Source organism: Nostoc sp. (assembly GCF_035638895.1).
Lineage (GTDB): Bacteria > Cyanobacteriota > Cyanobacteriia > Cyanobacteriales > Nostocaceae > Nostoc.
In genome coordinates this window covers 1-10752 of sequence record NZ_DASQZC010000532.1, presented here as the reverse complement: position 1 = coordinate 10752, position 10752 = coordinate 1, and the positions used below count along the sequence as shown (strand labels likewise).

General features: G+C 41.8%; 8 protein-coding genes. 3 read left to right on the top strand and 5 right to left on the bottom strand.

The features are described 5' to 3' along the window. Positions 1-145: 145 nt before the first annotated feature. Positions 146-400, bottom strand: a complete 255-nt coding sequence (locus VE944_RS26295; RefSeq protein WP_324984111.1) for a hypothetical protein — start codon at positions 398-400, stop codon at positions 146-148. A 178-nt stretch (positions 401-578) separates the two neighbouring features. On the opposite strand from VE944_RS26295, the gene VE944_RS26290 reads away from it, so the two are divergent. Then, on the top strand, positions 579-4004 hold the full coding sequence (locus tag VE944_RS26290) for a HEAT repeat domain-containing protein (RefSeq protein ID WP_324984108.1): 3426 nt from the start codon (positions 579-581) through the stop codon (positions 4002-4004). Positions 4005-4105: 101 nt separating this feature from the next. On the opposite strand, the gene VE944_RS26285 is transcribed toward VE944_RS26290, so the two are convergent. Together VE944_RS26285 and VE944_RS26280 are read right to left on the bottom strand one after the other, a co-directional pair. Further along, entirely contained in the window at positions 4106-4336 is a 231-nt protein-coding gene (locus tag VE944_RS26285; protein ID WP_324984105.1) for a hypothetical protein, read from the bottom strand. Continuing rightward, a complete protein-coding gene (locus VE944_RS26280; protein WP_324984102.1) occupies positions 4329-4607 on the bottom strand; it encodes a hypothetical protein in 279 nt (92 codons plus the stop codon). The genes VE944_RS26285 and VE944_RS26280 overlap by 8 nt, the downstream gene beginning before the upstream one ends. Before the next feature lie 368 nt (positions 4608-4975). Between VE944_RS26280 and cax the strand changes: the two genes are divergently transcribed. Further along, positions 4976-6097 (top strand): calcium/proton exchanger, encoded by a 1122-nt coding sequence (cax, locus tag VE944_RS26275; RefSeq protein WP_324984100.1) that lies wholly within the window; start codon positions 4976-4978, stop codon positions 6095-6097. Between the two features lie 51 nt (positions 6098-6148). On the opposite strand, the gene VE944_RS26270 is transcribed toward cax, so the two are convergent. Both VE944_RS26270 and VE944_RS26265 read right to left on the bottom strand, forming a co-directional pair. Further along, on the bottom strand, positions 6149-6799 hold the full coding sequence (locus VE944_RS26270; protein WP_324984097.1) for a PEP-CTERM sorting domain-containing protein: 651 nt from the start codon (positions 6797-6799) through the stop codon (positions 6149-6151). A gap of 417 nt (positions 6800-7216) precedes the next feature. Next, on the bottom strand, positions 7217-8740 hold the full coding sequence (locus tag VE944_RS26265) for a phenylacetate--CoA ligase family protein (RefSeq protein WP_324984094.1): 1524 nt from the start codon (positions 8738-8740) through the stop codon (positions 7217-7219). 148 nt (positions 8741-8888) lie between these two features. Here VE944_RS26265 and VE944_RS26260 point away from each other — a divergent pair, with 148 nt between their 5' ends. Continuing rightward, entirely contained in the window at positions 8889-10589 is a 1701-nt protein-coding gene (locus VE944_RS26260; protein WP_324984091.1) for a serine/threonine-protein kinase, read from the top strand. The last annotated feature ends 163 nt before the right edge of the window (positions 10590-10752 follow it).

Here is a 10752-nt window from a genome sequence, read left to right as displayed (position 1 = left end):
GCTGATTAACCAAGGTTTTACCCCACCCTAACCCTCCCCTTGGAAAGGGGAGGGAACTGGATTTCCGGCTTCCCCCCTTTCTAAGGGGGGATTGAGGGGGGTAATTTGACTTGTGTGTACACCGAGCAAAGAGGGGCTTGTGATATTATTGATCCTCAGAACGGCGATGTGTGGGTAACAGGCTCTTTTTCTGTTTTTCTTGCAAACTGCTGGCTTGTTTCAAGACTGGAATACACTGGTTAATCATCCGTATTAAAACCTCGATTGGTGAGTCTCCTTGCTGAATGCGGTTTTCGGCATCTACGCCAATTAACATTGTTTGTATTAATAACAACATCGTAATGATTTGGCGATAAAGCTTTTGACGTGTGCTTTGAGTTTGCTTGCGCTTAGTTGTCATTTATCTACCTCACCTCAATTTCAAATCAAGCTTAAGGTTGGGATTAATTGACAAGTAAATTTTCCCAAGCGTTGATAAAAGGCGTTTAGAATCTACATAGGGTGCTTGGGAAAGATGTCTGGTTTGGGAAAGCACAGAACTCTTTGAAAATTTTTTTCTTTTCGATGACGGTACTTATATGGAGCGGAAGGGGCGGAATCTTAGCTACAATGCTGGTAGAAAACAAGCAGAAATATTGCTGGGTGGTTTACTGTCATTTGTAGAAGAATCGGAAGAATCGGAAGAATCAAAAGACTGTAAAGCCAATTGGCAAGCGGGTACTGAGTTATGGGTAACGCATTCTACATTAGAAGGACTGGCAGAACTGACGAAGAAGTATAACGACAGCTTAGACGTTGAAGCAATTAGGAATGCGCTCAACTGTCTGATAAGCTTGAAAATTCTTCAGGATAAACGCGGACAAACCAACGCCAAAACTAGAACAAACTCAAAAGTTTGGCTTTTCGCGCTCAAGTTTCCCAGCATCGATAAAAAAGAAAACCTCAATTGGTTGTTTAAGCAAGGTGGGGAATGGGATAAATGCAGAGAAGCTCAAAAAAACAACTCTGCGAAAGTTCCCAAGACTCCAAAAGAAAAATCTCAGGGTGTTGATTGGCAAGAAATCTGCGGCGCTATGCTGGAAAAACACAAGCGTCTCACCACAAATGAGTTGCTATTTGCTGATAATGAGATGAAATTTGAGCTAAAGGCAATTCATGTCCCTTTAGCATTGGTGGAGCGTAACAAACCGAAGAAGTGCAGCGAGGATATTTCCGCAGAACAAGGTTCGCAACTTTATGAACCGAGTTATGAAGAGAAGCAGCGATTTGAACATAAGGCTTTTTTAGAGCAAGTTATCCGTGATGGTGTTGGTAAAACTCAAGGACACCGCATCGCTTTAATTGGGGAACCGGGTGCGGGAAAAACTACTCAGTTGCAAACTATAGCTTTTTGGATATTAAACAAGAATCTGGGTTTACCAATTTGGATTTCTTTGGCAGACTTGCAAAAGAGTCTAGAAAATTACCTGTTGCAAGTTTGGCTGAAGAATGCTTTAGAAGTGGTGCGTGTAACAGAAGAACAGGAAAACGCTTTTGTAGATTTATTCAAGAATAATCGTGTGTGGTTGTTGTTGGATGCAGCAGATGAAATGTCTTCACTCCAACCATTAACTGAGATTTCGCAGCAGTTGACGGGATGGGTGAAAAATGCGCGGGTTGTGCTGACTTGTCGGGTGAATGTTTGGGAAGTAAACGGCGGCGCTTTAGCAGATTTTGAGACGTATCGGTTACTCAATTTTGAATATCCGGGACAAGTGCAAGACTTTATTGGGCGTTGGTTTCACAACAAGAATGCAGACAAAGGGGAAAAATTATGGAAGGAACTGGATAAAGCTGAACGTCAGCGCATCCAAGATTTAGTTAAAAATCCTTTGCGGTTAGCGCTGTTGTGTAGCACTTGGCAATTTCCCGATAAAGGTTTACCGGAAACTAAAGCCGGACTTTATCAGCAGTTTGTTAAGCGGTTCTACACTTGGAGAAAAAATCGCTTTAGCACGACTCAAAAGCAGCAAAAAACACTAAACGCAGCATTGGGACGTTTGGCAAGGCGGGCAATTGACACAGAAACTTCTCGCTTTCGGTTGCGCCATGAGTTTGTAAGTAATGAATTGGGCGATCCAGAAGAGGAGGGTTCTCTATTTTGGTTGGCGCTAAAGTTGGGATGGCTAAATCAAGTTGGACTGGCTGCCGAATCTGACGAAGAGGAAGTTTACGCTTTCTACCATCCCACATTTGAGGAATATTTTGCAGCGTTGGCGGTTGAGAATTGGCACGAGTTTCTAAATCATGTTCCCGACAACCCCACGCTAGGCGTTTATCGCATTTTTGCACCACAGTGGAAAGAGGTGATTTTGCTGTGGCTGGGACGTGAGGATGTGGGGAGGGAGGAGAAGGAAGAGTTTATTCAGGTGTTGGTGGAATTTGATGATGGGTGCGGAGAATACAGAGCTATTGATAGAGTCAGAAAGGGATTTTACGAGTTTCGCGCTTATTTTCTCGCTGCTGCGGGGATTGATGAGTGGAAAAATTCTGGCAACGCAGATGCTATTGTGGCGAAAATCGTTAAATGGGGTTTTGGCGAGTTTAAAGTTGAACAAAAAGATAGGGTGAGATTTCTCGAACCAATCGCAGAGGGAGCAAAGACAGCATTGCCTCAGACAAATCGCATAAAAGCGATTGATGCTTTGGTGGAATTAATCGGCAAACCACAACTGGATTATTATACCCGATGGCAAGCAGTAGAAAGCTTAGGGCAAATTGGCTCTAGCAACCAAAAAGCGATTGATGCTTTGGTAGAGTTAATCGGCAAACCACAACTGAATGATGATAGCCGAAGGCAAGTAGCATCAAGCTTAGGGAAAATTGGCTCTGGCAACGAAAAAGCGATTGATGCTTTGGTGGAGTTAATCGCCAATACCCAACTGGATTATTCTACCCGATGGCAAGCGGTATCTAGCTTAGGGGGAATTGGCTCTGGCAACGAAAAAGCGATCGCTGCTTTGGTGGAGTTAATCGACAATCCACAACTGGATGATGATACCCGAAGGCAAGTAGCATCAAGCTTAGGGAAAATTGGCTCTGGCAACGAAAAAGCGATTGCTGCTTTGGTGGAGTTAATTGGCAATCCACAATTGGATAAGTTTACCCGAAGGCAAGTAGCATCAAGCTTAGGGGAAATTGGCTCTGGCAACGAAAAAGCGATTGCTGCTTTGGTGGAGTTAATTGGCAATCCACAACTGGATTATTCTACCCGAATGCTAGCGGTATCTAGCTTAGAGAAAATTGACCCAGGCAACGAAAAAGCGATTGCTGCTTTGGTGGAGTTAATCGGCAATCCACAACTGGATTATTCTACCCGAATGCTAGCGGCAGAAAGCTTAGGGGAAATTGGCTCTGGCAACGAAAAAGTGATTGCTGCTTTGGTGGAGTTAATTGGCAATGGCAATCCACAACTGGATGATCTTATCCGAAGGCAAGTAGCAGAAAGCTTAGGGAAAATTGACCCAGGCAACGAAAAAGCGATCGCTGCTTTGGTGGAGTTAATCGGCAATCCACAACTGTACGAGCTTACCCGAATACTAGCGGCAGAAAGCTTAGGGAAAATTGGCTCTGGCAACGAAAAAGCGATCACTGGTTTGGTGGAGTTAATCAGCAATCCACAACTGTATGATTCTACCCGAACGCAAGCGGCAAAAAGCTTAGGGCAAATTGGCTCTGGCAACGAAAAAGCGATCGCTGGTTTGGTGGAGTTAATCGGCAATCCACAACTGGATTATTCTACCCAATGGAAAGTGGGATCAACGTTAGAGAAAATTCTGTTAGAGGAACAGATGCCGAGTGTTATCACCGTGTTGAAAGATTACTTATCACCTGAAACTTACAAAAATTACTTTAAGCGATTTGATGATTGCTACGAAGTTATCTGGAAGTGTGCCCAAAGTATGCCCTACCCCGCTTTTTATCAAGCTTGGCATCAACAAGATAAAGTGAAAGATGGAGAGTAGGAAAGAAAAATACTTCCTCCAGCCAAAATATAAGCGAAATGTGGAAGCAGCAATCCCTTGTAAAGACGCGATTCATCGCATCTCGTAAGCGTCTCGTAAATCTATCGCCTCTGATCTTTCCGCAATCCAGGGAATGCGATCGCACCTAGTAAAACAGGTATTGTAAACAGAATGGGAATGCGTAGGCGTAGCCCGTCGCAGGCATCGTTTTTGCGATCGCCTCTTGTAGAGACGCGATTCATCGCGTCTTGTATTTTTCCGTTTTGTAAATTTATCCAAATCCAGGAAATGCGATCACAAAAACGATTGCCGCGAAGAATAACTTCATACATCAGAGCGAAGAGTTCTCCAGGCAGTGTATTCGGCTTTAGGCGTTGCTTGATTTTGCTTAACTCGCTCTAACAATCCAGGAATTGCCAAAAGTTCTTGGGTTGCAGCTTCGCTTTCAGCATTTGCCAAATAAGCAGCAAAATCAGTCAGCACCCGTAATCGCTCTGGAGATAGTTGCTGGAGTAAGTCATTAAGCTGTTGCTGTAACTCTGCGACAGAGATCAAATCTGCTGATGACCCATCATCCATCGGAGAATTATCGGTAGTATTCATTGCCTACTTCAAAATTTCAAGGTTTAGTTTTTATTATGCATCAAATCTTCCAGGTGCTTTGGTTATCTTAGGGGAAACTGCGGCAGAGGCGATCGCACCTAATAAAACAGATATTGTGATCAGAATGGGAATGCGATGGTTAATTGCCTAAGTAGCAATTACAGCAATCAAAGGGATTAATTTATTTACCAGCCTCATCCATCTTTAGCCAGTTAGCAAAGTTTTTCGCAGCAGATAAAATTCTTTAGGAAAAAGAAACTATATACTGTAAGTTCTTTAGTAACTGTTACAGACAAGGAAAATTGATTATAATGTGCAATTATTTCAATGAATTAAACGATAGTTATCATTATTAGAGTTATATACTTATGCCAACCGCCCTCAAAAATATACAAACTAAAGACCTAATTTCAATAGGTTTGCTAGTTTTTGTTCCTATTGCTATTGTGGCAGAAAAGTTAGAATGGGATGCATTAATAGTGTTTGGGCTTTCAGCAGTTGCAATTATTCCGTTAGCAATTTGGCTGAGTAAAGCAACAGAAGAAATTGCTGTAGTATTAGGGCCTTCTATCGGAGGCTTATTAAATGCAGTCTTCGGTAATGCAACTGAGCTAATTATTGGTCTAGTAGCTCTCAAAGCAGGCTTGGTAGATATTGTTAAAGCCAGCATTACAGGGACTATTATCAGTAATCTACTCCTGGTAATGGGGCTATCTATGTTGCTGGGAGGGTTACGGTATAAAGAGCAGACTTTTCAGCCAATGGCAGCGCGAGTCAATGGCTCCACAATGACACTAGCAGTAACTGCAATTGTACTGCCGGCAATGGTGATCACTACATCTAATGTGGTCGAGCAAAGCGCTATTACTAATCTGTCGATTTTTGTAGCAGTCATTTTAATTGTAGTTTATGGTTTTACGCTGTTATTCTCCTTGAAGACTCACAGCTACCTCTACGATGTTGGGGTTGTAGAACTAGAAGGTGTTTCTCAAGAGGAGGCCGCCACAGAGCAAGATCAACATTCAAAGCCAAACTTGAGCCTTTGGGTTGCTGTTTTGCTTGTGGCAACGATTGGTATAGCATTCGTGTCTGAGATTTTTGTCGGTGCGGTTGAAGAAGCAACAAAAGGACTAGGATTGACACCTTTGTTTACCGGAGTAATTTTATTACCACTAGTTGGAGGTGCAGCCGAATATGTAACTGCTGTCCGAGTAGCGATTAAGAACAATATGGATTTGGCAGTATCTGTAGCAATGGGATCGAGTCTACTAGTTGCTTTGTTGGTTGCGCCGCTCCTTGTGCTAGTTGGGCTGGTAATTGGACAACCAATGGATTTAAACTTTAACTTGTTTGAGGTTGTTGCAGTGATCATTGCAGTCGTCATTGCCAACTTAATTAGTTTGGATGGTCGCTCTAACTGGTTAGAGGGGATGTTGCTGTTAGCAACCTATGCTATATTGGGTGCTGCCTTCTACTTCCATCCAGTTTGAGTACTAATTGGGCAATGGCGCTGTTATGGATGGCAGATTACTTTTGCTTCTTTATGCAGCAGCTTTGTTGTTGCGTCGGCTTAACAGAAAACCAACAGAGACTGCACCTATACCAATGAGTGTTGCATTAGTTTCCGGTTCTGGCACTGCTTGAGGTGTTTGAAACGAACCACTGATTGTAAACTTGGAGTTTATAGGAGCAGTTGGGTCTGGAGTAAAAGTATCACTCTCTAATAAGTTTAGTATGCCAGTAGCACCAATGAATCTACCTTCACCACCAGTGATAGTTATGGTAGAAGAACCTGTTCCGACAAAATTTTCAAAGTCAAGCGAAGCAGTACCAACAATGCTTCCAAAAACTCGATCGCTTCCACTACTAAATAAAGAGAAAGTGCTAACTGGTAAGCCTTCTAAATTAAGCGCTGCTGGGTCTGAACTGAATCTAAATACACTAGTCGCAGGGTCAAATTCAGCGTAGGTTAGATTCGTCAGGTTAGTTAAACCATATGGGGCATCAATACTTTTGCCTACATCCGTTGACTCGAAAATATTTGGGGCAATTGGTATATTTGTAATTTCAACATTGTAGACAGCCTCAAATGGGTAGATAGTCTGTGCGATCGCTTTTGGAACATCGGCTGCAAAACCGAGTAGCGTAAGAGCTGCACAGGATAACCATGTAGTAGATGGACTCTTAATCATTGCGTTTCAATTCTAATTGTAAGTATTACTTGTTAAACAACGAATTCACAGGAAGTATATAGCAATCCACGTATATTTATGAAAACAGGTAATAATTTTTCACACATAGAAACAAGTTTACAAGCTGCAAATTCGGGTAGTATTCTAGATTTGGCGTTACAGAGGGTTTCAAATTAATTTGTTTTTACTCCCTAATGAAAATCAAGTTTTATTGAAGCGTTAATTTGTGTTATTTATTACAATCCTTGTTTAAAGAGCATTCACACTTTTGAAAGATTATTGTCAGTAAGGCGAACGTTAGCATTGCAACTAATAGGTTTAATATTATTTTCTGACTTTTTAGCCCCCGATGATCGGGGGATTTTTGTTAGTAGGTAATTGGGCGCTTCCTTAGCAAATGAACCTCAAGCTCAATATCTATTGACGGGTATAACGATGTTTCACCCCAATCGGAAAATATTCAAAATCACCCATTGGCGCTAATGTAATTTGTGGTGTTTGATATTCTGCGGGAACATAATTAGCAAACTCGCTATTTAGGCGGAGCAGTTGTGAAAGAATAGAAGATGCGATCGCTTGCCTTTTATCTTCACTATCCTCTACCCCTGCTCCCAATTCCACAACCACAGATAAAAATCGATTTTTATCTGCATCTTCCTTCACCTGCAACACAAATTTACCCGTCACCCATTCTTGAATTCCTGGTTGTTCTAATCCCACCGTCACATTTTCGGGATAAATATTTGCACCAAAGTAGGAAACTGTAAAGTTAGAACGCCCAAAGACATAAACAAAAGGTAGCTCATGAATACCTCTAGGGGAGTGGGGAGTGGGGAGTGGGGAGTTCTCTAACGCTGCAACAGGGTTAAATCCCCATTCAGCTAAGAATTGCAGCATGGCATTATAACTAATTATTCCGCCAGTATCTAAGATGTCATAACGTACTAAGGGAATACCGTTATCTCCTGAAAACAGTAATCCGCCATCTTGAACTTCAAAAAAGCGACTGCAAGGATCATATTGTACTAATGTGGGTAAACGTGATTCCCCAAATAAAGCTCTGGCAGCATCGGGATTTTCTGCCAAAAAACGGCGAATGCAGATACTTAACGGTGTTTCATTACCCAAAACTCCTGCATCCGCAGTGCCGTAAAGTGATGCAAAATCATAACAAGGATTTTTTGAACCTACTCTTTCACCAACTAAACTCCGCCATTCTTCACTAAATACTTCTCCCGCCATAACTAACTTAATCTGATATTGCTGCCAGTCCACACCACAAGCGATACCAGTATCAATCACATCTTTTAAAAATGGCGGGTATCCCAATAACACCACTTGTTCAAATGCTGAACCTAATACTTGGACAACTCGCAAGATTTCTTCTTTGTTGTTACCAGGGGTAATTACAGTGATGGGATAACCTTTGCTAGCAAGATAACGACAGCAATTGCTAGTGAACATTCCACCTACCCAAGTACCTAAGGTGAAACAAATCACTGCTAGGGTACGTCTGGTATCTGTATAGAAACTATCGTGAAAAATCTGTTCAAAGCGTGTGGCGATTTGGAGTTCATCTGTGAAAAAACGAGGCCAAAATGTCGGTTTACCAGTGGAACCGGAAGACGCAGCTATCATATCGCACGCTTGGAGTTGCCCGTTGCGGCACAAGTTAGCCAAAGGATAGCGCAGTATATAATTTTGTTTAGCGATCGCTGGTAGTTTTTGAAACTCCTCTAAAGTTTGAATAGTCGCGGGATTAATTTTCCTTTCTGCTAAAAAAGCCTTGTAGGCAGGTACATTCGCCGCTACATCGTGAAATAAACTCAAAGCTGCCGAAGTTTGAGTGTTGAGATGCCGTTGCAGTATAGTTTCTAGGGGGGTAGACAAAAAATCTTCAAATGCTTTAATTACTTGCTGCTGTCTTGATTTCTGGTTCATGACGCTTGTTGTTTATCCTGAAGTAGAACCAACACCGTTAAAATAATTCGTAATTCGTAATTCGTAATTCGTAATTCGTAGGATATCCGAAAATGAGGGTATGCGCGTTGTAGTGATTCAATAAAACCTTAATTTATCCTTGGGCACCATGCAGCTCTATTGCAGTAAACAACACACAAATAATGGTGGGAACCGCTTTTGTACCCATTGTGGTGAACCATTACCTCTTGCTGTGGGACAAATGGTGGATAACCGCTATCAAATTATCCGTCATTTAGGGCAGGGTGGCTTTGGACGCACCTATTTGGCGGAGGATATAAATAAAGCTCATCAAATATGTGTGCTGAAGGAATTTGCACCCCAAGTACAAGAACATCAAGATTTACAAAAAGCTAAAGAGTTATTTGAACGAGAAGCAAATGTTCTGAAAACACTCCAGCATCCACAAATTCCCCGTTTTCACGCCTCGCTACAAGTGAAGATAGGCACTAAAGATTTTTTCTTTCTAGTGCAAGATTATGTGGATGGTGATAATTATTACCAATTATTAGAACAGCGTGAAACTCAAGGAAAGACTTTCAGCGAAGAGGAAATAATTACCTTACTGCAACAGATTTTACCCGTGTTATCCTACATCCACTCACGAGATGTAGTTCACCGTGATATATCTCCTGATAATCTAATTTGGCGGCGTTCTGATAATCTGCCAGTATTAATTGATTTTGGTGGTGTCAAGCAATTGCCAGCTTCTCAAGGTTTTTGGCGCACCAAGTTAGTTGGAAATAACACTTTGCTGGGAAAAAAGGGTTACGCCCCAGAAGAACAGTTACGGCAGGGAAAAGCATTTTTTAGCAGTGATTTCTACTCTTTAGCGGTGACATCACTGGTGTTGCTTACAGGGAAAGAGCCGCAAAAATTATACGACAGCTATCAGGGAATTTGGGGATGGGGAAAGGAAATTAGAGTTAGTCCCCAACTGGAAGCAGTGTTAAAAAAGATGCTGGCTTATAAACCGAGCGATCGCTATCAACGAGCCGAGCAAATCCTCAAAGATTTACCATCGCCAACTGCGACTAAATCCACAGGTAATTACATTACTACTAAGATTAAGACGATGGTAGTTGCTCCGGGAAGACAACGCGCCAGTGCTGTTATGAGTAGATTCCAAGGCAAAACGCAAGCGATAGCAAAACCCATATCTTGGCCTGTTTGGATTCGCCCTTTTGTGATGAGTTTAGGGGGAACATCTTTAATTGTTTTAACTGGTGCAGGTACTTTAGCGGTGGTAAATGCAGTGATTCGGAGCGTAACTTCAATTACCATTCCATCAATTTCATTACCGCAAATTCCACAGTTACCAAATCCAATCGGTAAACCAGTCAGCGACAAAGGAAAAAATAGCAATCTTCAGGAAATTATCAGTCGTCGTCAACAGCTAGAAATTACTGAAGGATTTTTTACTCCCTTTGTAGATGATGTATTTTATACAAAAAAACCGGAATTAAACAAACGTAGCCTCACATCTAAATCTGAAGACGCTGGTTTACGAGATGAATGGTCTGGTATCGCTGACGATTTATTGAATAAACTAGAACAGGCTGACCTCAGTACAGCATCTCGTCGAAAATTGGGTAAATATAGTCAAAAAGATTATGTAACATGGAGACGGCAAGCGCGATCGGGGCAGTTTGGAAACTATACAATTGATCAACTGACCAAAGATACAAATGAAAAATTTGATCGATTGTTTCCCGATCAGGATCGTGGGAAACTCAATCAACAGACTTTCGGTCAAATTTGGTATGCGATCGCAGCCGATCAAGTCAGTAAAGTACAATCTGGCAATTAAGGGAATTGGGGATTGGGGACTGGGGAAGAATAACTAATAACAAATGACGAATGACAAATAACAAATGACTAAAATATATTGTTCTCAAGGACATGAAAATTCCCCAGGTAGTCGCTTTTGTCTCCAGTGTGGTGAAAAATTGTTGGATACGCCCATAAGTTAT

What these genes read in the sequence shown, in the direction of transcription:
- VE944_RS26295 (WP_324984111.1), bottom strand. Translation starts at nt 400, where the DNA reads ATGACAACTAAGCGCAAGCAAACTCAAAGCACACGTCAAAAGCTTTAT.
- VE944_RS26290 (WP_324984108.1), top strand. Translation starts at nt 579, where the DNA reads ATGGAGCGGAAGGGGCGGAATCTTAGCTACAATGCTGGTAGAAAACAA.
- VE944_RS26285 (WP_324984105.1), bottom strand. Translation starts at nt 4,336, where the DNA reads ATGTATGAAGTTATTCTTCGCGGCAATCGTTTTTGTGATCGCATTTCC.
- VE944_RS26280 (WP_324984102.1), bottom strand. Translation starts at nt 4,607, where the DNA reads ATGAATACTACCGATAATTCTCCGATGGATGATGGGTCATCAGCAGAT.
- cax (WP_324984100.1), top strand. Translation starts at nt 4,976, where the DNA reads ATGCCAACCGCCCTCAAAAATATACAAACTAAAGACCTAATTTCAATA.
- VE944_RS26270 (WP_324984097.1), bottom strand. Translation starts at nt 6,799, where the DNA reads ATGATTAAGAGTCCATCTACTACATGGTTATCCTGTGCAGCTCTTACG.
- VE944_RS26265 (WP_324984094.1), bottom strand. Translation starts at nt 8,740, where the DNA reads ATGAACCAGAAATCAAGACAGCAGCAAGTAATTAAAGCATTTGAAGAT.
- VE944_RS26260 (WP_324984091.1), top strand. Translation starts at nt 8,889, where the DNA reads ATGCAGCTCTATTGCAGTAAACAACACACAAATAATGGTGGGAACCGC.